We start from the raw sequence: 22,106 nt of genomic DNA on the forward strand, positions 1-22,106 counted from the left end.
TTCAGGCTAGCGATAGTTGGGAATAGGCGGCGTCGCGGGCCTGGGCGGCCGCGCGGTCGGTGGCGATGATGCTGGCGGCCTGGGCGGCGAAGCCGTCGGCCTGGGTCATGAGGTCGAGACGGTTGGCGCTGTTGAGCAGGGCGAGTTCTGACGGGTCGATCACCGCCTCGCCATGAAGCGCCCCAAGGATGGCTCCGGCCATCACGCCGATGGAATCGGTGTCGCGGCCAGAATTGATGCCGTCCGCCACCGATGTTCGGAAATCACCCCCGTTCAGCAGGCAGAAGCCAAGCGCCAGCGGCAGCTCCTCGATGGCCCGGAGGCGTGACGGCTGATAGGCATCGGTCAGCCGGCCGGCCTTCTCGGCGCTGTGGTTGACGTCGTCGCCCATGGGCGAGTAGCGGCCGATGGCCTCGTGAAAGGCGGCCACGATGGCCGCGTGATCCCGGCCATTGCCCCGCTCGGCGCGCGCAATGCCGGCAATATCGGCAATCGCCTGCCGCGTCCCGTCCTTGGCCAGGAACTGCACCGTGTCCACGACAGTGTCGATATTGGTCCCCGGGACGAAGGCAGCGGCCACTGCGGCGGCAAGCACGCCCGCGGCTTCCAGGCCATAGCTTTCCTGGTGGCCCGAGGCAAAGGCGATGGCCTCGTCATAGGCGGCCCGCGGATTGGCCGCGTTCACGGCGCCGATCGGCGCCACATACATCGCCGCCCCGCAATTGACCATGTTGCCGATACCGCCCTGCCGGGGATCGCACGAGCTCAACTGGTGCCGCTGGAAGATCCACTTCTCGGGGTAGAACAGGCGGTCGAGCAGCACGGTTTCGCGCTGCAATTCGGGAATCCAGCGCGGAACCCAGGCGATCTGGCGCACCATGGCGTCGGCCATGTCCCAGGCGTCCAGATGCCGCCCGGTCTCGGCATAGACATCGCAGAGTGCCAGCGTCATCAGCGTGTCGTCGGTGACGATACCGTCGCCGCGCACCCGATTGTTCCGCTGCTCTGGCGGCAGGTCCATCTTGTGCCAGCGGGTATGCAGGCTCTCGACGCGCCCGTAGCGGCTGCGAATGGCCTCGGCCGAAAGCTTCTCCACGGGGGCGCCCAGGGCATCGCCCAGCGCCACGCCATAGATCATGGCTCGGATGCGGGATCGGAAAGATGGGGTCATTGTGTTCTCGTCATTTCAGCCGGTCTGGTCGCTTCCCTCTGAGGGGGGATATTCAGGACTTTGCCGCTCCTGCCCGCCCTCCCCCTCGAGGGGAGGGTAGCGTCGCTGGGCCCGTAGGGCCCTAGCAAAGCTGGGGTGGGGTAACCCGGTGGGTCACTGAAAGGACCCCCACCCTCATTCCCTCCCCTCAAGGGGGAGGGAGGCGATGGAGCCGCCACATCGTTCGCAGCGGCTCTGTCAGGACTACTCCAGCACGCTGCGCGCGTATTCGGCCATGCGTTCGCCACCCGCCGCATTGTACTCGGCAACGAACTGGTCCCACTGGTCCAGGCTTGCCTCGCCGGTGATGAACTTGGCGACCCAGGCGCGATAAACCTGCTCGGTAGCGTCCACATCGGCGGCATAGTCGGCCGGCCAGACAAAGGCATTGTCCGGGGTGAAGTCGCTCTTGAGATTGTCCAGCGCCTGCTGTGCGGTGTCGCCAAGCAGCGGGGTCGGCGGCTGCCAGTTGGCGGCGTTGAAGAAGCGCGCATACCAGGTCGAGATCTGGTCGGTGAACGTCACCTTGCCATCGGCGTCCTTGGTATATTGTGCGCCCTCAAAGCCCATGCGGTCGATGTTCTGGCCTTCGGTCGAGGCCATGAAGTCGAGCACCTTGAACGCCGTCTCCTTGTTTTCGGAAAGCGAGGAAATGGCAAAGCCGCGCGCCTCCTTGGAGACGTCGACAGCGGCCAGCCCCTGCCCTCCGGGCCCCTGCGGCGCGGGCAGCAGCGTCAGGCTGATATCCTCGTCCGGGTGGGCCTGGCGCATCTTGCCGGTATAGATGTCGATCACTTCGGGGGACGAGCCGAAGATCACGCCGGCCTTGCCCGAATAGAACTTGTCTTCCTTGACGTCCCAGGTGTTGGTGACGAATTCCTTGTCATAGAGGCCCTTGTCGGCCAGCCGCGCATAGAATTCGATTTTTGCCCTTTCCGCGTCGGTGACGCGCGAATTGACCCACTGGCCATCGGCATTCTTCATCCAGGTGCCGGTCACGCCAAAGGCCTGGTTGAACACCGAATCCAGTTCAGCCGTCGTGCCATAGCCGGTCAGGCCCAGCGTATTGCCCGTCGTGCCGTCACCATCGAGATCGGCGTCGTGAATGGCCTGGAACAGCGCCTCATATTCCTCGACCGTGGTCGGGGGCTCCATGCCCAGCTCTTCGAGCCAGTCGCTGCGCATCACCGGCTGGGGCGCCCGCGGCGGATAGATGTAGAGCAGGTATGGATAATGGGCGAGCCGGTCCACATTGTGCGGCCAGAGCGCGTCCTTGATGTGCTCGGAGTTTTCGATCCAGGGATTGAGGTCCTCGAGGATCCCCTGTTCGGCCATCTTCTGGTCGCCGCCCTGGAAGTAGATGATGTCCGGGATATCGCCCGAGAGCAGCATCACGCCCAGCGCGTCGGCATAGCCCGAGCCCGGCATATCGACGATCTGGATATCGACATCCGTGCCCTGTGCCTTGAGCCCGGCCTCGATGGCCTCGATTTCCTTGACGTCATCGGGATTGGTAGTGAGCAGGTCCTTGCTGACCAGACGAATGGTCGTCTGGGCCAAGGCGGGTGCCGCGGCCGAGCCGAGCAGCGCAACGGCTGTGGTTGCCAGGAACAGATTACGAAGCATGGTTTTCCTCCCTTTTGCTTTCGCTTTTGGTGACGCGCTCATCCCTTCACCGCCCCGGACATGGTGCCCTTGGTGAAGAATTTGAGGATGAGCGGGTAGATGGCCAGGATGGGCACGATGGTGATCAGGATCATGCCCGCCTTGAGGGCGCGGATATTGATCTGCGCCAGGCCGAGATTGTTGTTGACGTTGTTCGCGCCCACGATGGCGACCTTGTCGCCTTCGATCACGAACTGCCGGAGCACGACTTGGAGGGGCCATTTGCTCTGGTCGTTGAGGTAGATCATGGCCCGGAAGAACTCGTTCCAGTGCAGCACGAAATAGAACAGCGCGATGGTGGCCAGGGCCGGCTTGGCCAGCGGCAGCACGACCATGAAGAAGGTCTGGAACGGATTGGCGCCGTCCAGCTCGGCCGCTTCCAGCAATTCCTTGGGAATTTCCTCGAAGAAGCGGATCAGGATGATCAGGTACCAGGCGCTGATCGCCTTATACATGATCACCGACCAGGGCGTGTTGAGCAGGCCCATGCGCTTCATCAGGAAATAGTCCGGAATGATGCCCGGCTCGAAGACGATGGTCACCAGCACGAGGATGAAGATCAGCCGGCGCCCCGGCAGGCCGGGCCGCGACATCCCCCAGGCCATCAGCGCGGTGAAGAACACCCCGATCACCACGCTGGTCGTGGTCATCCAGACCGAATTGAAAATACCGCGCTGCACATTCGGGTGCTGCAATAGCAGCATCCAGACATCGGGAGAGAACCCGTCCGGGATGATCGAGAGCCCCGAAAAACCGGCCACGTTCTCGGGCGCCGACAGCGACAGCGCCAAAAGGTTCAGCAGCGGCTGCAGGGTGAACACCACCAGCAGCATCAGGGTCGAGACAATGATGATATATTCGATGCGCTCAAGCGGCGTCCGGCGGCTGTTCATGGCCATCACCACACCCCCTTCCCGGTCAGCCGCTTGCTGACCAGGTGCGAGACCAGCACAAGGACCATCCCGATCACCGCCTTGAACAGGCCCGCCGCCGTCGCCAGGGCATATTCCCCCGTCGATAGGCCTAGCCGGTAGACATAGGTGTCGATGATATCGATGGTGGAGGCGTTGACGGCATTCTGCATGTTGATGACCTGGTTCAGGTCCGCCGACAGGAACATGCCCATATTGAGGATGAAGAGCGTGGCAATGGTCGGCACGATGCCCGGAATGGTCACGTACCAGATTTTCTGCCAGCGATTGGCTCCGTCCATCTCGGCCGCGTCGTAGAGTTGCGGGTCGATGGCGAAGATGGCCGCGAGATAGAGCAGGCTGTCCCAGCCGGCCGAACGCCAGATTTCGGAGACCACCAGCACCCAGCGAATCGTGCCGGTATTGGTCATGTAGTTGATCGGCTCGAAGCCCATGGCCTGGCCGATCTGGTTGACGGCGCCGTCGGTCGGCGACAGCAGCGCGATGAACACGCCCGAGATCACCACCCAGCTCAGGAAGTGCGGCAGGTAGACCGCCGATTGGATGACGCCCCGCAGCTTGCCGCTGCGGATTTCATTGAGCAGCAGCGCCACGATGATCGGCACCGGGAAGACGAAGAGGATCTTCATGCCCGAGATGATCAGCGTATTGGCCAGCACCTGGTAGAAGATGGGCGAGGAGAACAGCACCTGGAAGTTCTTCAGCCCCACCCAGATATTGGGCGGGATGATGCGAACCTGCTCGAAGGCCATCTTGGCCTCCCAGATCGGCACATAGTGCCAGACCACGAAGAACAGCAGGCCGGGCGCCATCATGGCGTAATAGGGCCACCATTGCCGGATTCCGTTCAGGACTCGTTCATTAAGGCGATCCTGGCCTGGCGCCGGAAAACTGGGAACGTTCCCACGTCTGGATGCAGAACTGCCCACTCCCTCCTGCCGGTCACTCATCCCGAACTCTCCCTAGCCCGCCAGCTTGCGGGGTTCGCGCGACAGGTCAGCCAGGGAATCCCGGTCGATCAATCGGCACGGCATATAGACGCGACCGTGTTCCGGCCGTCCTTCAATTTCATCGAACAGGCTCTCCACCGCCCGCACGCCGATATCCCGGCCCGGCTTGGCGATCGTGGTGAGGCCCGGAAAGGTGAAAGCACCCGAGGGAATCCCGTCGAAACCCAGGATCGAAACATCATCGGGGCAGCTCAGGCCGCGTTCGCGCACGGCCATCATGGCGCCAATCGCCATCATATCGTTGGCCGCAAAGATGCACACATGGCCCAGTCGCGGCCGGTCGAGCACCCGCAGCATGGCTTCCCGGCCACCTTCGAGCGTATATTCGCCGTCCTCTATCAGCAGCTGCGCCGGGTCCACGTCCCGCGCGATGCAGTGGCGTTGCACGGCATTGAGGAACCGCGTCCGCGCCAGGCGTGACCGGGGCCCCACGATCAACGTGGGCGCATGATGCCCCTTGGATACCAGGTGATCGAGCCCCAGCCGCACGGCCTGGCCGATATCCGAGCCGACGCTTGATACATCGGCAAAGCGCTCTGCGCTCGACCCGATCAGCACGAAAGGCAGGCCGAACCGATCCAGATCGTCCAGCGCGTCCGAGACCGGATTGACGATGGCACCATCCACTCGCGCGCGGCGCAGGGCGCGCAAATGGCTTTCTTCCTTGGCCGGATCCCAGTCCGAGGAAAATACCAGGAGCGACACATCGGCCTCGGCGGCGCGATCCTGCGCGCCCCGCGCCACATCGGCCCAGAAAGGGTTGGTGATATCGGGAATGACCAGGCCCAGCATGCCGGAGCGTCCCGAGCGCATGCCCACCGCCAGGTGGTTACGCTCATAGCCCACGGCCCGCGCCGCTGCCAGCACGCGTTCGCGCGTCTCCGGCAGAATGTTCTCGCCGGCCGTCAGCGCCCGCGCCGCAGTGCTCTTGGACACCTTGGCACGCTCGGCAACATCGATGATCGTTGGACGGCGTTTCCGCACCAATTCACCTCCCGCCGCTCTACATGGCGGCTCATGGGAACGTTACCACGCACCATCACTCTGTCAAGTGCGATAGCCCAAAAGGCAAATGACCCTTAAGGGTCAATGAGATGGATCAAAATTTTAAAGGATAACTGGAGCGGGTAGCGGGAATCGAACCCGCGTATTCAGCTTGGAAGGCTGCTGCTCTACCATTGAGCTATACCCGCCCGAAGGGCGAAGCCACAGGCACCGATTAGCGCGATCCGCACCCGGCTGGCAAGAGCGAGCGCGCCCGGCTTCCCACAAAATGCGCGCCGGGCCAAAATCTTGCTGGAGAGACGAGCAAGGGTGTTGACACCTTTGCGACAGGCCACCATAAACCGCCCGACGAAACGCGACGAGCGCTTCGTTTCCTGCCCGGAAAATGTGGAGGGGTGGGAGAGTGGTTAAATCCATCAGACTGTAAATCTGACGCCTCAGGCTACACTGGTTCGAATCCAGTCCCCTCCACCACCCCCCTCAATAGTCATGTGAAAATGCCCGCTCGGCGCGCGGCCAATCCTCTCGACAGGACGGCCCGGCTCTGGTTCATTTCGACCAGTTCATATGTCCTGGAGGGGGACCTGAATGGGTAGATCGGGTTTGCTGCCTGCGCTTGCGGGACTCGCTTTGGCAGTGCTGGCCGGCATTCCGGCAGCAGCGCAGGACACCCGCAATTGGGGCGAAGTCGGGGGATGGACGATTGCGGTCGACCCCTCGCTGAACAATTCTTGCTTTGCACTCAACGAATATGACGACGGGACGGTGCTGCGCATTGGCCTGGACATGTCCGACCCCGAGGGCCGCTGGTACATCATGTTCGGCAATGACGCGTGGCGCTCGATCGAAGAAAATGGCGAATATGACGTTGCGCTGCAGTTTGACCGGGAGGCCGAGTGGACGGCGGTCGCCTCGGGCGTCAACATGGGCGGCGAGACGAATTTCCTCTACGTCTTCGGGTCCGATATCGACTTCTTCGACGAGTTCATCCGCAAGAACACCCTGACCCTGTCCTATGCTGGCCAATCCATCGCCAAGGTGAGCCTGGCGGGCAGCGCCCGGGCAACCGGCGTCATGCTTGATTGCCAGGACCACCAGACCACGGCCCCTGCCGCCGACCCATTTGCCAGCAAGAAGAGCAAGGCGAAGGCCGATCCGTTCGGCAACTGAGGCCCTTCAGGCTTCTTGCGGAATGCCGGCAAACCCGATACCGCTCGCCCATGAGCCGCAACAAGTTTCCGCCCAAACCGAAATATGATCCCGACACCGGGCCGGTCTATCTCTATGGCCTGCACACGGTGCGCGCTGCGCTGGACAATCCGGGACGCATCAAAAAGGTGCTCCTGGCAACACCCAACGCCCTCAATCGCCTGAAAGAATCCGGCGACATCGGCAAGGTGCCAGTCAAGGAAACGACGCCCAAGGAGCTTGATCGCCTGCTGGGCGGCGAGGCGGTGCATCAGGGCGCAGCCCTCGAGGTCGACCCCGTCAGCCGCTTCGGACTGGACGACATCGCCCGGCTCAATCTCGTGGTCGTGCTCGACCAGCTTACCGATCCGCATAATGTTGGCGCCATCCTGCGCACCGCCTGCGCCTTTGGCGCGGACGCCGTCATCACGACTGCGCGTCACTCGCCACGCGAGACGGGCGTCATGGCCAAGGCGGCCTCTGGCGCGCTTGACCTGGTGCCGATGATCGAGGTGCGCAACCTCGGCAACACCCTGGAAAATCTCAAGCAGCGCGGCATGTTGGTTCTGGGTTTTGATTCAGAAGCTGAAGCGCCGCTGCGCCCGCGCACGGATTCAAGGCCCATGGCGGTGGTGCTCGGCGCCGAGGGCAAGGGCCTGCGCCAGCGCACCCGCGAGCTCTGTGATGAGATGGTGCGGCTCGATATGCCCGGCCCCATCAAGTCGCTCAATGTCTCCAATGCCGCCGCGATCGCCCTGTTTGCAGCGACTGCCGGACGGACACCATGAGCAGCTTCGAGCCCTTTGCCATGGCCCTGCGCCTGTCCGGCGTCACCCTGCCCCAGCGTGAGCTCGACACTGCTCTGAGGCAGTTAAGCGTCCGCTATGAACCGGAAGACGCCGACGACAGCTTTTATGCCCAGATCGACGTGCCCGTGGCCAATCCAGTGCGCGCCATTCTCGAACTGGCCGAGCGCTCCGGACCAACTCTCGCCGCCATGCTTGAGGACCGCCGGATCGGCAAGGCCGTGCTCGACATCGCCTTCGACTATCCGGCGGAAGGCGAAGCCATGTCCGCCCGCCTGCCGGCGCATGCCGCAGCGGCCATCGCGGGATACGGCATCGATATCGAGATTTCGGTCTATCTCACGGATGTCGAGGACGACGAGGACGCATGAGTGACACGCTGCGGAACTGGGCCGGAAACATTGAGTTCTCGGCCGCGAGCATTGCCCGGCCGGCAAGTGTCGATGAGCTGAGCGAAACGGTCCGCCGCGCGGACAAGGTTCGCGTGGTCGGCTCCGGACATTCGTTCAACCGCATTGCCGACACGGAAGGCACGCTTCTGTCTCTTGGCCAACTGAAGCGCGCGATCCAGATCGACCCCGATTCCCGCACCGTGACCGTGGATGGCGGCGCCACCTATGCCGACATTGCCCCGACCCTGCACGAGGCGGGGCTGGCGCTTGCCAATGTCGCCTCACTCCCCAATATTACCATTGCCGGTGCAGTAGTTACGGCAACCCATGGCTCGGGCGACCGCAACCAGAACCTCTCGGCGGCCGTCGCCGCCCTGAAATTTGTCACCGCCAGCGGCGAGATCGTCTCGCTCCGCCGCGGCGACGCCGACTTCGATGGCGCGGTGGTCAATCTGGGTGCCTTGGGGGTCATCGCCGAGATGACGTTGGACGTGGTGCCGCGTTTCGACGTCAGGCAGACCGTCTACCTGGACTTGCCGGCGGCCACGGTCATCAAGAACCTCGATGCACTGACATCCAGTGCCTACAGCGTCAGTCATTTCACCCGCTGGCAAGGCACCAACATCGGTCAGGTCTGGGTCAAGGCACTGGCTAGTGCCGGCGAACCGGCCGCAGATATTCTTGGCGCCCTGCCCGCCACCGCCCCCTGTCATCCCATTCCCGGCATGGATGGCAGCCTCTGTACCGGCCAGATGGGCGTGCCCGGCCCCTGGCATGAGCGCCTGTTTCACTTTGCCATCGGCAACACTGCTTCGGCTGGCGCCGAACTGCAGTCCGAGTTCTTCGTGTCCCGCGCCAACGCGCCGGCCGCCATTGCAGCGCTGCATGCGGCCCAGGACCAGTTCAACAGCGCTCTGTTCATCTCGGAAATCCGCTCGGTTGCTGCAGATACGCTGTGGCTCAGTTCTGCCTATGAACAGGACACGATCGGCTTCCACTTCACTTGGCAGCCGGACTGGGTCAAGACCATTGCGGCGGTTCGGGCGGTCGAACTGGCCCTCGCGCCCTTCAATCCGCGTCCGCATTGGGCCAAGCTCTTCACCCTGCCGGGCGCCCAGGTGCAGTCGCTCTATCCGAAGATGGACGCATTCAGGCACTTGGCGCAGCGGATGGACCCGGGCGGCAAGTTCCGCAATGCCTTTGTCACTGACTTGCTGTTCACCTGACGCCTATGCGTCACTGCCCGCCCAGTTCGGCAGTGATGACGCTGCGACCGAATATTCCGGATGACTTGGGCACGAGGCGCACCACCGAATAGCCGCGTTCCTCGAGTTCGGCGAGAAATCCCGGCAGCATATCGACCGTGCGTTGGTGGATGTCGTGAAACAGGATGATACCGCTGCCGCGTGCTTCCAGCCGATCCAGGGTACGCGCCGTCACCACGGCGACGCTGTCGCTGTAATAGTCCTTGCTGTCGATATCGACGTCGAGCACCACCATGTCGCCTTGCAGCAGCGTCGTGCGCAGATAGCCAGTTTGGGACAGATAGGGAAAGCGGAAGAACGGCGAAAGGTCCTCGTTACCCAGTGCTTCGGCCACCGCCGCCTCGCCCCGTGCGATCTCGTCGAGCGCCGCCTGCCGGGACAGCTTGCCCAGGTCAACGTGGTTGTAGGTGTGGCTGCCAACCGTATGGCCGTGTTGCGCCACCTGCCGCGCCAGCGCGGGATTGGCCTTCGCCGCCGAACCCAGCATCAGGAACGTCGCCTTGACTCCATACTGGTCCAAGGCATCGAGGATGGCAGGGGTTTTGCCCGCGCGGGGGCCATCATCGAAGGTGAGGATCACCTCTCCCGGGCGCAGCACAATGTCGGCTGTGGTCGCGACGGTCAGGGTCCGGCCTTCAAGATGCCCTGGCTGAAGGATCCGGTTCGGGATGGGTTGGGTTAGGCGGGCGGACGCCATTTGCATCACGGCGCCGGTCGTCATGCGGTCGGCGACGACCTGGGCGTCAGCCGACACATCCGTATGCCGGATCGGCTTGGCGCAGCCGGCCATGGCAGAGGCCAGCAGGCCCGCAACAACTAGCACACGCAACAACCGCAAGTGAGCACCCATCCCGCAAAATCAACGGGCTCACTTTTTGCGATTATGGTTAATATTCCCCTCGCAATAGCTTAAGAACTACTTACCCGCCAAAGTTTTCGCCTTGCGACCAAGGGTGTCGAGCGCGCCGAGAAATGCCGATCGATCGGCCGGCTGGAAGCCCGGATTGAAACCCTGGATTTCCCCCGTTTCTCGCAGATGCTGCTTCAGGTCGCGCATGGCCAGCGCCATGCCGATCGAGGCGGGGGTGAATGGCTTGCCCATAAAGCCCAGCACGTGGCAGCCTTTGTCGATCGCCCGGCTCGCCAAGGGGATATCGGCCGTGAGAACGATGTCGTTGGGCTGGGCCTGTTCGACAATCCAGTCATCCGCCGCATCGGCGCCCGCGGGCACCACCACAACCTTGACCATTGGATCGCGTGACGGGCGGATGCCGCCATTGCTGACATAGGTGATCACGAGGCCGAGGCGCTCCGCCACCTTGCGGGCCTCGTCCTTGACCGGACAGGCATCGGCATCGACGAAGATGGCCGGCTCAGGCATGGGCGATAACGTCCATCATGAAAGAGAGCCGCCCGCCCACCGGGACCTTGGGCAATTCGACAATGCGATAGCCCAGTTCCTCATAGGCGTCACGCATGGGGCCATAGATCCTCTGGGCGTGTTCCCAGCCCTCGGTGCGTTCGGCATCGTCGGCATAGATCTCGCGCCACGGCGGGGCGAAGAATACAATAGGATTGTACCGGTAAAGCGCCGCCGCACGCGCGAAGTGCCCGGTTTCCTCCAGACCCATGATACGGCCATAGGCGACAAGGTCCGGAATGCCACGATCGCACAGGGCCGGCCCGGCTACGGCACTCAGCGCCTCGTGGGTCTGGATGTCCCGGTCGAGCATCAGTTCGGCAAAGCGCGCCGGATCGCGCCATTGCAGCGCCGGTCCGTCGATGGCTGTTTGGACTTGGATGACTGCCCGCGCGGCCTCCCGCCCGATGCGCAGCCCTTGTGCGGCAGCGGCATCGAGAAGTGTGGTCTTGCCGGCACCGGGCGCACCAGTGACAACGAACAGGCGTTCAGCAGCATTTTTCATGCTGTTGCCTCGCAGAAATGTTGGGGGAGCGGCTTGCTCGCCGCGCCCCATTCCTAGCCGGCAATCTCCAATCAGTAAACCACCACGCTGCGGATGCTCTCGCCCGAATGCATCATCTCAAAGCCCTTGTTGATGTCTTCGAGGCGCAGCGAATGAGTAATCATCGGGTCGATCTCGATCTTGCCATCGAGATACCAGTCCACGATCTTGGGAACGTCCGTGCGGCCCCGCGCACCGCCAAAGGCCGTGCCCATCCAGGTCCGCCCGGTGACCAGCTGGAACGGACGGGTGGAAATCTCCTGTCCGGCTCCCGCCACGCCGATGATGATGGACTTGCCCCAGCCCCTGTGGCTGGCTTCGAGCGCCTGGCGCATCACCTTGGTATTGCCGGTGCAGTCGAAGGTGTAGTCCGCGCCGCCAATCAGGTCCCCACGTCGCTTGGTGAGATTGACGAGATAGGGCACGATATCTTCGCCGATTTCGGTCGGATTGACGAAATGGGTCATGCCGAACCGCTCGCCCCATTCCTTCTTGGAATTGTTGATGTCGACGCCGATGATCATGTCCGCGCCCGCCAGCCGCAGGCCTTGGATCACATTGAGCCCGATCCCACCGAGGCCAAACACCACCGCGGTGGCCCCCTCCTCCACCTTGGCGGTGTTGATGACGGCACCCACGCCGGTCGTGACACCGCAGCCGACATAGCAGACCTTGTCGAAGGCTGCTGACGAGTCGATCTTCGCCACGGCAATCTCCGGCAGCACGGTGAAGTTCGAAAAGGTCGAGCAACCCATATAGTGGAAAATGGGCTTGCCCTCGAAGGAGAAGCGCGAGGTGCCGTCGGGCATCAACCCCTGCCCTTGTGTGGCACGGATGGCGGTACACAGATTGGTCTTGCGTGAGAGGCAGGACGGACATTCACGGCACTCGGGCGTATAGAGCGGGATGACATGGTCACCCTTCTTCACCGAGGTCACGCCCGAACCCACATCGACCACCACGCCAGCACCTTCATGCCCCAGAATGGAGGGGAAGAGTCCCTCAGGATCCGCACCAGACAGCGTGAAGTCATCGGTATGGCAGATGCCGGTTGCCTTGATTTCGATCAGGACCTCACCGGCCTTGGGACCTTCGAGATCAACCTCGACGACCTCGAGCGGCTTGCCGGCAGCAAAGGCAACGGCGGCACGGGTTTTCATTTGTAGACGTCCTCCAGATTCAGTGCCCGGAAGATGGCACGCGCCTGACGCGCTACGCAACCGCTAGCCGCCACCACCACCGCCCAGGCTCAGCATGACATTGACCGCAGAGGCGAGGATGATCGTGTTGTAGAGATGCGAGAACACCAGGTGATAGACGACCAGTCTTCGCATCCTGCTGCTGGTCGTCTTGGTATCGGACGTGGCGACCGAGGTACCAACGGTGTAGGAAAAATACATGAAGTCGGCACCATCCGGATCGCGGTCGCCCTGGAACTCCAGGCCGCCTTCCACCGCTCCGTCCTCGCCGGTGTCCGGCGCCTGGTAGTATTCGTACGCGTAGTGCAGCGCCCCCAGCGTCTGCACGGTGAACCACCCCAGAAGTACCGACACCACACTTGCCGCCACCTGCCAGGGGTCAGGTTGCTGTCCCCCGCTCAACGCCAGAAACAGCGAGACGATCGAAGCGGCGACAACGATGAACGCGATGAGGAAAATCCCACCCGCTGGCGTGTCCTCCTCCTGCGCATGCTTGCGCAGATAGGCCGCCGTCAGGTGTGGCAGCTTGAAATAGGTGAGCAACAGATAGGCCACGAACAGGCTGTTGCTGCCAAGGCTCACCGCATATTCCGGCGCCAGCCACCACCCCAGCAACAGGGCCACGACGCCCAGGGCAAGGCTGACGTAGAACGGTGTGTGGCGCGGCATCAGCCGCTCCAGCGCCTTTTGCCGAAAAGGGCTGGGCGTCTGCTGTTCCGGCTTCGGTTGGGTGCGCGCCCTGGAGCGCTTCGGTTTCGCCTGTGCTTTTGCCATCGGTTCACAATGTCACTGCCGGTTTCGGCCCGGCAGTGCATGTAACGCCGATCAGCCGGGGATGGCTCCCGGGCCGGGCCGGGCGCCTGGCGGCACCTTGCCCATGATGATCATGCCGAGCACCTCGTCCTTGGTGACATCGGACGTTTTCGCTTCACCGACCACCTGTCCGTTCTTCATCACCACGACCCGGTCCGCCAGGTCGAAGACGTCATGGATATCGTGGCTGATGAGGAAGATGCCGATGCCATCGGCCTTGAGCTGCTTGATCAACTCGCCCACCTGCGCGGTCTCCTGCGGCCCCAGGGCAGCAGTGGGCTCATCCATGATCAGGATGCGGGCATTAAACAGGATGGCGCGTGCAATGGCCACCGACTGGCGCTGGCCGCCCGACAAGGCCTTCACCGGCTCCTTGAAGCGCCGGAAATTGGGGTTGAGACGCCCCATGACCTCACGCGCCTTGGATTCCATGGCGGCATCATCGAGTGTTCCGAGAGAGGTGACCATCTCCCGCCCGAGGAACAGGTTGGCGGCCGCATCGACATTATCGGCAACCGCAAGCTGCTGATAGATCGTCTCGATGCCATAAGCCTTGGCATCGCGCGGATTGTTGATCGTCGCCGCCTCGCCATTGATGCGGATTTCGCCGGCATCGCGCTTGTAGGCACCCGAGAGGATCTTAATCAGCGTCGACTTGCCGGCCCCGTTGTGGCCGAGCAGCCCGACCACTTCCCCACGATGCAGATCGATAGAGGCGTGATCGACGGCGCGAATACCGCCGAAGGAGATGGAGATGTCGGTCATTTCGACCAGTGGCGCGCTGGTATCCAGCATGAACGCTACTCCTAATGCTTGTTCCGGCGGTAGAGCGTGTCGAGCCACACCGCGAAAACCAGAACGATACCAACCACGATGGATTGAAGCGGGCTGTCGATGCCCATGAGCACCATGCCCGACTGCAGCGATTGCATGACCACCGCGCCCAGCAGCGCCCCGGCTATGGAGCCGACGCCACCGGCCAGCGAGGTGCCGCCAATGACGGCTGCCGCGATGACATAGAGCTCGTCGAGCGTGCCCAGGGCATTGGTCGCGGCATTGAGGCGCGCCGTGGAAATGGCCGCCGCAATGGCGCAAAGCGCCCCCATCAGCATGAAAATCTTGACCGTGACCCAGCGCGTATTGATGCCGGCCAGCTCAGCAGCTTCGGGATTGCCACCCATGGCGTAGACATAGCGGCCAAAACGGGTGCGCGTGGCCAGGAACGTCATGACCACGCCGACACCCACGGCAATGAGCACCGGAATGGCAATGCCGTGCGAAATGAACAAGCCGCCCTCGGGCACCGGGATGCCGTTGGCTTGGGCGAAGTTTTCGGCAATGCGGACCGGCCAGGGATAGGCATTGGCCACCCAGACGGCAGCCAAAGTGGCGCCGCAGCCAATAACGGCGAGCGAAACTTCGGCCCAGACGGGACGTTGCGGGAAATTGAACCGTTGCCGCTGCCGCCGTCCGAAATAGAGACCGATCACGATGGCGGCACAGGCCACAACGGCCACGACCCAGCTCCACATATTGCCGACGGCACCGGCGGGGCCACCGCCCATCAATTGGAAGGTGGAATCCATCGGTGCAACGGTGCGGCCGGCTGTTACCCACCAGGCGGCGCCGCGCCAGACCAGATAACCACCGAGGGTGACGATGAACGCCGGAACGCGCAGATAAGCGATGATAGTGCCCTGCAACGCCCCGATGCCGACGCCTACGGCGAGGCCTGTGGCCAGAGACAATACCCAGATCAGCGGATGCCCGAGTCCCAGCCCAAGCTGCACCGGCAGGATCTGGGTCTGCATGACGCCCATCACCATGCCCACCACACCCAGGATTGAACCAACCGAAAGGTCGATATTGCGTGTGACGATGACCAGCACCATGCCAGTCACCATGACGGCCACGGACGCCGTCTGCACCGACAGGTTCCACAGGTTGCGCGGCGTCAGGAACAGCCCGCCCGAAAAGAAATTGAATCCCACCCAGATAATGGCAAGTGCACCGATCATGCCCAGAAGGCGTGTATCGATCTCGGTTGCCATCAGAAAGCGCTGGAGCGGATTTTGCACCATCTGGCTCGGATGCGTGGTGCTGGACATGGCGCGCGGCTCGGCCATCGAGTTCCCCCTAGGAAGCGGCGCTCCGGCGGACCGGGGCGCAATCCGGTTGTGGAAGTGCCGCAGCGCGTGACGCCGCGGCACCTCTTCACCAGTCTATGTCAAGACGGCATCAGTTACACGCAGCAACCGAACCGGCAGCTACGCCCTGGCAGACCACGTCCTTGGAAACCCAGCCGGCGTCGATGACGACGTTGAGGTTGTCCTTGGTGATCGGCACGGGGGGCAGCAGGACGGCGTTCATTTCGACGCCGTTCGGGCCATCGGAGAACTTGGTGGCGCCGGTCACGCCATCGAGCGCAACGCCGCCAGCCAGTTCGACGGCAATCTCGGCCGCCTTCTTGCCCAGCTCGCGGGCGTCCTTCCAGACCGACACAGTCTGGGTGCCCAGCGCGATGCGGTTGAGTGCGGCGTGGTCGCCGTCCTGTCCCGACACCGGCACGGATCCAGCCAAACCCTGGGCGCTCAGCGCTGCAATGGCGCCGCCTGCGGTACCGTCATTGGAGGCTACGACAGCGTCGACCTCGTTATTGTTGGCGGTCAGGAACTGCTCCATGTTCGCCTGGGCGACTTCCGGGTTCCAGTTGTCGGTATAGGCTTCACCCACATTCTTGATGGCGCCCGAATCCACCGCAGCCTGCAGCACTTCCATCTGGCCGGCGAACAGGAAGTCGGCGTTCGGATCAGCCGAATTGCCCTTGATGAAGACGTAATTGCCTTCCGGCTGCACTTCGAACACGCCGCGCGCCTGCATGCGGCCCACTTCCTTGTTGTCGAAGGTCAGGTAGAAGGCGTCGGGATTTTCGATCAGGCGATCATATCCAACCACCGGAATGCCCTCGGCCACGGCTGCGGCAACAGCAGGTCCGATGGCGTCGCTGTCCTGGGCCAGAACGATCAGGGCGTCGGCACCCTGGCTGATCAGGCTTTCGATATCGGTCAGCTGCTTGGACGCTGAAGACTGCGCGTCAGCCGAAATATACTGTGCGCCAGCGGCATCGAGTGCGGCCTTGATGGCGGCTTCGTCGGTTTTCCAGCGCTCTTCCTGGAAGTTGTTCCAGGAAACGCCGACCACGATCTGGTCCTGCGCGATCGCGGTTCCAAAAAGGGCCGTCGACGCAAGCAGGATCGCTGCAAACTTGTTCATGATGTCCTCCCAATGGGCAGCGATGCTGCCCGAAATGCAAGTTGGCGGCATAACCCCAACCAGGCGCCGCCTCCCTGCGCCTCTGAGCATTATTTTTACTGCTCGAAAAAACCTCTCGCATGTTGCCTTGCAGCATGTCAACGTCAATTTCGAGCCTCGAAGATAATCATGGTTGCGATGCGACCAATTGAATGCTGATTTGTGCGCGGGGTTGGGAGGAGCGTGCTTGACGCGAAACGTCAGCGATAGTGATAGCGTCCGGCGGCAAAATCGCGGGCTTATCCTGGCCGCTCTGCGCTCGGGCGGGCCGCAATCGCGTACGGCCCTGGCAGGCCTCACCGGCCTCAGTCATGCCAGCGTCACGGCCATTATGCAGGATCTGCTCACCCAGCGCGCTGTTGAGGAGCTGAGTTCCGACCGCCCGGACGGGCGCATGCGCGGGCGGCCCGCTACCTTGGTGGGCTTCAGGCGATCGGCCGCCTACGTGGCGCTTTTCGAACTGGACGTGAACCGCCTCAGGGCCTCGCTGGTCGACTATTCGGGCGTGCTGGTGGATCGCATCGAAACCAATGTCACCCCCACGACATTTCTCGACACCTCTCCCACCGTCTTCTTCGCCGAGCACCTTGAGAGCCTGCGCCAGCGCACGCCCAAAGCCGCGCCGGCCCTGCGGCGCATCGCCATTTCCGTTCAGGGCATCCTGGACCGCGATGGCGGGGGTGGCGTGCGGTGGTCGCCTGTGGCCCACCTGGCCGGAACGGCCTTCGCCACCGACATGGCGCAGCAATCCGGAATTCCGGTCGAGCTTCACAAGCGCGGCAGATTGTTGGCCGAGGGCACGCGCTGGCTCGATCCCGCATTGCACGATCAAAGCGTTGCAACGGTTTTCATCGGCTCGACTGTGGCCATGGGCCTAAGCCTGCGCGGTCAGATCACAGGGCGCAGCGAGGGCGGCGCGACCGAGTTTGGCCACATGAACCACATGCCGAACGGCGCCCTGTGTCGTTGCGGCATGCGCGGCTGCATCGAGGCCTACGCGGCGGACTATGGAGTGTTGCGCACCAGCTTCTCCGTGCCGGATACGGCCCACCCTGCCCCGGCCGTACCGGCGCAACAATATGAATCCCTCGTGCAGCGCGCCGAGGCCGGAGACCGTGCGGCAACTCATGGGTTCAACATGGCCGGTCGGGCGATCGGCTTCGGCCTGAGCCGCATGTTGGCAATGTTTGACCCCAGCCACATTCTGCTTGTTGGTCCGGGGGCGCGAGCCTTGCCGCTGATGCGCGCGGAAATTGAGGCCGCGCTGGCCGCCTCCCTCGTATGCCGCATCAACGGCGTGCCTCGGATATCCGCACATATGGACGAAAAGGAACCCATCTTCCGCGGCCTGATGATGAAGACGCTGAGCGCGCTTGATCAGGGCGACATCGCGGGGTTGGAGAGCGGCATTCGCTTGTAACGCCGCCAAGACCGATATGGGATGCATGCATGCTCCATGCTGCAATCCTCATGTAACCATTAAGAAGACGGCTCCGCTTGCGGCGCCTTTTGACTCAGAACTTGAGGAATAGGTGAAGCTCGTCGGCGAGTACCGCGGGGTCAGCTTCGGCCCCGTGCAGTACCAATTCAGGATCATCGGGCGCCTCGAACGGGCTGTCGATACCTGTGAAGTTCTTGATCTCTCCGGCACGAGCGCGCTTGTAGAGCCCCTTGGGGTCGCGCGCTTCGCACACTTCGAGCGGGGTATCGACATAGACCTCGGTGAAGTCGATGTCGCCGGCGATCTCGCGGGCCAGGCGCCGTTCCTTTTCGAAGGGCGAGATGAACGAGACCAGCACGATCAGGCCGGCATCGGCCATGAGCCGGGCAACCTCGGCCACGCGCCGGATGTTTTCGACCCGCGCCGCCTCGGTAAAGCCAAGGTCCTTGTTGAGGCCATGGCGGACATTGTCGCCATCCAGGATATAGGCATGGCGACCCTCGGCGGTCAGCCGCTTTTCAAGCAGATTGGCGATCGAGGACTTGCCCGACCCGGAAAGACCGGTGAACCAGACGATGCGCGGGGTCTGCCCCTTCATCCGGGCCCGCACCTCCCGGTTCACGTCGAAGGACTGGTAGGTCAGGTTCTGCGCGCGCCGCAGGCCATATTCGATGGTGCCCGCCGCCAGCGTGGCATTGGAGATCCGATCCACCAGAATGAACCCGCCGGTTAGCGCATTGGTGGCGTAGGGGTCAAAGGCGATCGGCTTGTCGGTGGCGATGGTGACCGTGGCCACTTCATTGAGGTCGATCTTGGTCGCGGCCGTATGTTCGAGCGTGTTCACATTGGTGCGGAACTTGAGGTCGGTAATGGCCGCCGGCACCGTCTGCGAGCCGATCTTGAGCAGGTAGGAACGCCCGGGAAAGGCGGCCTCCTCGTTCATCCAGATCAGCCGTGCCTGAACCTGGTTGGAGTATTCGGGCGTTTCGCCGGGATGGCTCAACACGTCGCCGCGGGAGATGTCGACCTCGCGATCGAGCACCAGCGTCACCGCCTGCCCCACAATGGCGCGGTTGAGCTCACCATCCATGGTCACGATGCGGCTCACGACCGCCGGCTTGCGCGAGGAAGCGATCAGCACCTCGTCACCCACCGAGACCGCACCAGACGCCACCGTGCCCGAAAAGCCCCGGAAATCGAGATTGGGCCGGTTCACCCACTGCACCGGGAACCGGAAGGTCTGCGCCGTACGATCTTCCGAGACATCGATGGTCTCGAGATAGGGCACAAGCGCTTCGCCACGGTACCAGGGCGTGTTGGGGCTCTGTTTGAGGATATTGTCCCCGCGCAGGGCCGAGACCGGCACTGCGTGCAGGCTCTTGAACCCGAGCGGTTCGGCAAAGGCGCGGTATTCGGCCACGATCCGATCGAAAGTGGCCTGCTCATAATCGACCAGGTCGATCTTGTTGACCACCAGGACCACATGCTTCACCCCGATCAGCGACAGAATGAAGCTGTGGCGGCGGGTCTGGGTCAGCACGCCCTTGCGGGCATCGATCAGCACCAGCGCCAGTTCGGCATTAGAGGCCCCGGTTGCCATATTGCGGGTGTATTGCTCGTGGCCCGGCGTGTCGGCCACGATGAATTTGCGCTTGTCGGTCGAAAAGAACCGATAGGCGACGTCAATGGTGATGCCCTGCTCGCGCTCGGCCACCAGCCCGTCCACGAGAAGCGAGAAATCGATCCCCTCCTCGCCCACGGTGCGGTTGTGGCTTTCCTTTTTAAGGCTCGCCAGCTGGTCGTCGAGAATGAGCTGGCTGTCATAGAGCAGACGGCCGATCAGGGTGGACTTGCCGTCATCGACACTGCCGCAGGTGAGAAAGCGCAGAAGCGACTTGTCCGTCTGCTGGGCCAGCCAGAGATCGAGGTCGGTATTGGCGGTGGCCATGGCAACGCTCATCCTAGAAATACCCTTCCTGCTTCTTCTTTTCCATCGAGCCCACGCTGTCGCTGTCGATCAGCCGGCCTTCGCGCTCCGAGGTACGGCTGGCCTGCATCTCCATGATGATCGAGGGAAGGTCCGAAGCTTCCGAGCGGATGGCGCCGGTCAGCGGATAGCAGCCAAGGGTGCGGAACCGCACCATCTCCTCGCGCGGCGTCTCGCCCGGGTTGAGCGGCAGGCGCTCGTCATCGACCATGATCAACGTACCCGAGCGCTCCACCACCGGACGCGGCCGGGCGAAGTAGAGCGGAACGATGGGGATCTGCTCGGAATAGATGTAGGTCCACACATCCAGTTCGGTCCAGTTCGAGATCGGGAACACCCGCATGCTCTCGCCAGGGTTGAGCCGCGTGTTGAAGGTCCGCCAGAGCTCGGGTCGCTGGTTCTTGGGATCCCAGGCGTGGCTGGCATTGCGGTGGGAAAACACCCGCTCCTTGGCGCGCGACTTCTCCTCGTCCCGACGCGCACCACCGATGGCGGCGTCATACTTGCCGGCATTGAGGGCCTGGCGCAGGGCCTGGGTCTTCATGATGTCGGTGTACCGGGACGAACCGTGGTCGAACGGATTGATGCCGTCGCGCACCCCGTCCTGATTGGTGTGGCGGATGAGATCGAAACCATACTCTTCGGCCGTCCGGTCCCGAAACGCGATCATCTCTCGGAACTTGAAGGTCGTGTCCACATGCAGCAGCGGGAACGGGATCTTGCTCGGATAGAAGGCCTTGCGCGCCAGATGCAGCAGCACGCTCGAATCCTTGCCGATCGAGTACATCATCACCGGCCGCTCAAAACTGGCCGCTACCTCGCGCAAAATCTCGATGCTCTCGGCCTCGAGGGTCTGCAAATGTGTCAGTCGATTCTGGTCCAAGATCTTAATCCAGCGATGAACTGCGCTCCAGCGGCAGCGACGCTGTAGGTACCCCTGCGTCCTGACCCGTATCAAGCCTCAAACGGGCCAAATGTCCGGCAATGCGGGCACAAAGGCAAATTCGTCCTCCAGTGAGACACTACTTATGAAAGAGCACCACTTAGGCTTTCAGTGTCGGTCCGGACGGCGCGCTCTAGCAGGATTAAGCAGAAAAATAGTTCAACGCCGTGATACCCTGGCCATTGCCGCATCGTCGTCGGTTCGTCCCGCCCCCCCTTGGCATGGCTCCATTCTTCTTGCGCAGGGCACGAACGCAATGATAGATGCGATCCTGTGCCGGTATAGCTCAGTTGGTAGAGCACCTGATTTGTAATCAGGGGGTCGCGGGTTCGAACCCTGCTGCCGGCACCAGAAATATCCAGCGTTGTCGATCCAAAAAATCGTTGAGTCGATTCCAAAGCTTTGTGAGCCGATTCAAAACAATTTTGAAACGGTTAAGCCGCGGTGGCTATATGATTTTCTTCCAGAATCGCCACCCGGAGCCGCTTACCCAGACCCATCTCTAAACGGTCGATTTAGCCGCTCTCGCCTTGCGTTGAGCGTAGTGCCCATTGTTCGGTTCGAAGTCGGCCTACTGATCGGCGAACCGCCTGGGGTAACCAGGCACTTTCAGCAGACTGGGCCAACCTTGTGGCTTGGCCCAGTGCAGGTCTCCCGGCAAGGCGTTGGCAACTTGTGAACGCCGTCCCACGGCTGAGAGCAGTTGTGACGGAATGCGTGTCCCGGCTGCCATGTCCGTCATATACGCGGGCCAGAACCTAGATTTAGATCCATGGCTTTGAACCGAGGTTTCGGATCCAGCGTGTCGTAGATGTCGGCCAACGCCAAAACCGGGACCAAGAGTCTCGCTCCGTGGTCAAATCACGACCGGCCATCGACATGTCAAACTGAATTGCTGGTGTCTTCCCCGCTCCCTAGAATGCCTGCATTGCGAGAGCTAGGAGGTCGGAGATGGACCAGGATGTGGCATGGGT

The 22,106-nt window shown here is 62.5% G+C and carries 20 protein-coding genes and 3 tRNA genes; 7 read left to right on the forward strand and 16 right to left on the reverse strand.

What is annotated here, in order from left to right; all coding sequences use genetic code 11:
- Position 1: 1 nt before the first annotated feature.
- The 6 genes from K1X15_RS09990 to K1X15_RS10015 all read right to left on the reverse strand — a co-directional run bounded on the left by K1X15_RS09990 (position 2) and on the right by K1X15_RS10015 (position 6,010).
- Complete coding sequence (locus K1X15_RS09990; protein WP_220307290.1) at positions 2-1,171, reverse strand: ADP-ribosylglycohydrolase family protein; 1,170 nt, start codon at positions 1,169-1,171, stop codon at positions 2-4.
- 243 nt (positions 1,172-1,414) lie between these two features.
- Positions 1,415-2,836: an extracellular solute-binding protein gene (locus K1X15_RS09995; RefSeq protein ID WP_240549708.1), complete on the reverse strand. Its 1,422-nt coding sequence runs from the start codon at positions 2,834-2,836 to the stop codon at positions 1,415-1,417.
- 38 nt (positions 2,837-2,874) lie between these two features.
- Entirely contained in the window at positions 2,875-3,774 is a 900-nt protein-coding gene (locus K1X15_RS10000) for a carbohydrate ABC transporter permease (RefSeq protein WP_220307291.1), read from the reverse strand.
- Positions 3,774-4,622 carry an ABC transporter permease gene (locus tag K1X15_RS10005; protein ID WP_240549709.1) on the reverse strand — a complete coding sequence of 283 codons (849 nt, stop codon included), beginning with the start codon at positions 4,620-4,622 and terminating at the stop codon, positions 3,774-3,776. The genes K1X15_RS10000 and K1X15_RS10005 overlap by 1 nt, the downstream gene beginning before the upstream one ends.
- Before the next feature lie 147 nt (positions 4,623-4,769).
- Complete coding sequence (locus K1X15_RS10010; RefSeq protein ID WP_220307293.1) at positions 4,770-5,801, reverse strand: LacI family DNA-binding transcriptional regulator; 1,032 nt, start codon at positions 5,799-5,801, stop codon at positions 4,770-4,772.
- A 135-nt stretch (positions 5,802-5,936) separates the two neighbouring features.
- Positions 5,937-6,010 (reverse strand) — tRNA-Gly (locus K1X15_RS10015).
- 201 nt (positions 6,011-6,211) lie between these two features.
- Between K1X15_RS10015 and K1X15_RS10020 the strand changes: the two genes are divergently transcribed.
- The 5 genes from K1X15_RS10020 to K1X15_RS10040 all read left to right on the forward strand — a co-directional run bounded on the left by K1X15_RS10020 (position 6,212) and on the right by K1X15_RS10040 (position 9,434).
- Positions 6,212-6,296 (forward strand) — tRNA-Tyr (locus K1X15_RS10020).
- Between the two features lie 114 nt (positions 6,297-6,410).
- Entirely contained in the window at positions 6,411-6,992 is a 582-nt protein-coding gene (locus K1X15_RS10025; RefSeq protein WP_220307294.1) for a hypothetical protein, read from the forward strand.
- Between the two features lie 50 nt (positions 6,993-7,042).
- The gene (gene rlmB, locus K1X15_RS10030; protein WP_220307295.1) at positions 7,043-7,798 is read left to right on the forward strand and encodes a 23S rRNA (guanosine(2251)-2'-O)-methyltransferase RlmB; all 756 of its coding nucleotides are present in this window, start codon (positions 7,043-7,045) and stop codon (positions 7,796-7,798) included.
- Positions 7,795-8,187 (forward strand): hypothetical protein, encoded by a 393-nt coding sequence (locus K1X15_RS10035; protein WP_220307296.1) that lies wholly within the window; start codon positions 7,795-7,797, stop codon positions 8,185-8,187. The genes rlmB and K1X15_RS10035 overlap by 4 nt, the downstream gene beginning before the upstream one ends.
- Positions 8,184-9,434, forward strand: coding sequence for an FAD-binding protein (locus tag K1X15_RS10040; RefSeq protein ID WP_220307297.1), 1,251 nt, complete (start codon positions 8,184-8,186; stop codon positions 9,432-9,434). The genes K1X15_RS10035 and K1X15_RS10040 overlap by 4 nt, the downstream gene beginning before the upstream one ends.
- A gap of 10 nt (positions 9,435-9,444) precedes the next feature.
- On the opposite strand, the gene K1X15_RS10045 is transcribed toward K1X15_RS10040, so the two are convergent.
- The 8 genes from K1X15_RS10045 to xylF all read right to left on the reverse strand — a co-directional run bounded on the left by K1X15_RS10045 (position 9,445) and on the right by xylF (position 16,722).
- Positions 9,445-10,263 (reverse strand): polysaccharide deacetylase family protein, encoded by an 819-nt coding sequence (locus tag K1X15_RS10045; protein WP_240549710.1) that lies wholly within the window; start codon positions 10,261-10,263, stop codon positions 9,445-9,447.
- 126 nt (positions 10,264-10,389) lie between these two features.
- A complete protein-coding gene (locus K1X15_RS10050; RefSeq protein WP_220307299.1) occupies positions 10,390-10,854 on the reverse strand; it encodes a YaiI/YqxD family protein in 465 nt (154 codons plus the stop codon).
- Positions 10,847-11,398, reverse strand: coding sequence for an AAA family ATPase (locus tag K1X15_RS10055; protein ID WP_240549711.1), 552 nt, complete (start codon positions 11,396-11,398; stop codon positions 10,847-10,849). The genes K1X15_RS10050 and K1X15_RS10055 overlap by 8 nt, the downstream gene beginning before the upstream one ends.
- Positions 11,399-11,469: 71 nt before the next feature.
- Complete coding sequence (locus K1X15_RS10060) at positions 11,470-12,597, reverse strand: S-(hydroxymethyl)glutathione dehydrogenase/class III alcohol dehydrogenase (RefSeq protein WP_220307300.1); 1,128 nt, start codon at positions 12,595-12,597, stop codon at positions 11,470-11,472.
- Between the two features lie 63 nt (positions 12,598-12,660).
- Entirely contained in the window at positions 12,661-13,305 is a 645-nt protein-coding gene (locus tag K1X15_RS10065; RefSeq protein ID WP_220307301.1) for a DUF1345 domain-containing protein, read from the reverse strand.
- 156 nt (positions 13,306-13,461) lie between these two features.
- Positions 13,462-14,244, reverse strand: a complete 783-nt coding sequence (locus K1X15_RS10070; protein WP_220307302.1) for an ATP-binding cassette domain-containing protein — start codon at positions 14,242-14,244, stop codon at positions 13,462-13,464.
- 11 nt (positions 14,245-14,255) lie between these two features.
- Positions 14,256-15,575, reverse strand: coding sequence for a sugar ABC transporter permease (locus tag K1X15_RS10075; RefSeq protein ID WP_220307303.1), 1,320 nt, complete (start codon positions 15,573-15,575; stop codon positions 14,256-14,258).
- Positions 15,576-15,687: 112 nt separating this feature from the next.
- Positions 15,688-16,722, reverse strand: a complete 1,035-nt coding sequence (xylF, locus tag K1X15_RS10080; RefSeq protein ID WP_220307304.1) for a D-xylose ABC transporter substrate-binding protein — start codon at positions 16,720-16,722, stop codon at positions 15,688-15,690.
- Between the two features lie 226 nt (positions 16,723-16,948).
- On the opposite strand from xylF, the gene K1X15_RS10085 reads away from it, so the two are divergent.
- The gene (locus K1X15_RS10085; RefSeq protein WP_220307305.1) at positions 16,949-18,181 is read left to right on the forward strand and encodes an ROK family protein; all 1,233 of its coding nucleotides are present in this window, start codon (positions 16,949-16,951) and stop codon (positions 18,179-18,181) included.
- A 94-nt stretch (positions 18,182-18,275) separates the two neighbouring features.
- Here K1X15_RS10085 and cysN read toward each other — a convergent pair whose 3' ends face one another.
- Together cysN and cysD are read right to left on the reverse strand one after the other, a co-directional pair.
- Positions 18,276-20,162, reverse strand: coding sequence for a sulfate adenylyltransferase subunit CysN (gene cysN, locus K1X15_RS10090; protein WP_220307306.1), 1,887 nt, complete (start codon positions 20,160-20,162; stop codon positions 18,276-18,278).
- 1 nt (position 20,163) lies between these two features.
- Positions 20,164-21,072 (reverse strand): sulfate adenylyltransferase subunit CysD, encoded by a 909-nt coding sequence (cysD, locus tag K1X15_RS10095; protein ID WP_220307307.1) that lies wholly within the window; start codon positions 21,070-21,072, stop codon positions 20,164-20,166.
- 335 nt (positions 21,073-21,407) lie between these two features.
- Between cysD and K1X15_RS10100 the strand changes: the two genes are divergently transcribed.
- Positions 21,408-21,483 (forward strand) — tRNA-Thr (locus K1X15_RS10100).
- Positions 21,484-22,106 lie beyond the last annotated feature (623 nt).

The sequence above is a fragment of the Devosia salina genome (assembly GCF_019504385.1).
Classification (GTDB): Bacteria; Pseudomonadota; Alphaproteobacteria; order Rhizobiales; family Devosiaceae; genus Devosia; species Devosia salina.

Excerpts from the sequence above, each read along its gene's own strand:
- K1X15_RS10050 (WP_220307299.1), bottom strand. The coding sequence starts at position 10,854 with ATGCCTGAGCCGGCCATCTTCGTCGATGCCGATGCCTGTCCGGTCAAG.
- K1X15_RS10075 (WP_220307303.1), bottom strand. The coding sequence starts at position 15,575 with ATGGCCGAGCCGCGCGCCATGTCCAGCACCACGCATCCGAGCCAGATG.
- cysN (WP_220307306.1), bottom strand. The coding sequence starts at position 20,162 with ATGAGCGTTGCCATGGCCACCGCCAATACCGACCTCGATCTCTGGCTG.
- K1X15_RS10060 (WP_220307300.1), bottom strand. The coding sequence starts at position 12,597 with ATGAAAACCCGTGCCGCCGTTGCCTTTGCTGCCGGCAAGCCGCTCGAG.
- K1X15_RS09995 (WP_240549708.1), bottom strand. The coding sequence starts at position 2,836 with ATGCTTCGTAATCTGTTCCTGGCAACCACAGCCGTTGCGCTGCTCGGC.
- xylF (WP_220307304.1), bottom strand. The coding sequence starts at position 16,722 with ATGAACAAGTTTGCAGCGATCCTGCTTGCGTCGACGGCCCTTTTTGGA.
- K1X15_RS10070 (WP_220307302.1), bottom strand. The coding sequence starts at position 14,244 with ATGCTGGATACCAGCGCGCCACTGGTCGAAATGACCGACATCTCCATC.
- K1X15_RS10000 (WP_220307291.1), bottom strand. The coding sequence starts at position 3,774 with ATGGCCATGAACAGCCGCCGGACGCCGCTTGAGCGCATCGAATATATC.
- K1X15_RS10065 (WP_220307301.1), bottom strand. The coding sequence starts at position 13,305 with ATGCCGCGCCACACACCGTTCTACGTCAGCCTTGCCCTGGGCGTCGTG.
- rlmB (WP_220307295.1), top strand. The coding sequence starts at position 7,043 with ATGAGCCGCAACAAGTTTCCGCCCAAACCGAAATATGATCCCGACACC.
- K1X15_RS09990 (WP_220307290.1), bottom strand. The coding sequence starts at position 1,171 with ATGACCCCATCTTTCCGATCCCGCATCCGAGCCATGATCTATGGCGTG.
- K1X15_RS10025 (WP_220307294.1), top strand. The coding sequence starts at position 6,411 with ATGGGTAGATCGGGTTTGCTGCCTGCGCTTGCGGGACTCGCTTTGGCA.
- K1X15_RS10005 (WP_240549709.1), bottom strand. The coding sequence starts at position 4,622 with ATGATGGCGCCCGGCCTGCTGTTCTTCGTGGTCTGGCACTATGTGCCG.
- K1X15_RS10055 (WP_240549711.1), bottom strand. The coding sequence starts at position 11,398 with ATGAAAAATGCTGCTGAACGCCTGTTCGTTGTCACTGGTGCGCCCGGT.
- K1X15_RS10045 (WP_240549710.1), bottom strand. The coding sequence starts at position 10,263 with ATGGCCGGCTGCGCCAAGCCGATCCGGCATACGGATGTGTCGGCTGAC.
- K1X15_RS10035 (WP_220307296.1), top strand. The coding sequence starts at position 7,795 with ATGAGCAGCTTCGAGCCCTTTGCCATGGCCCTGCGCCTGTCCGGCGTC.
- K1X15_RS10040 (WP_220307297.1), top strand. The coding sequence starts at position 8,184 with ATGAGTGACACGCTGCGGAACTGGGCCGGAAACATTGAGTTCTCGGCC.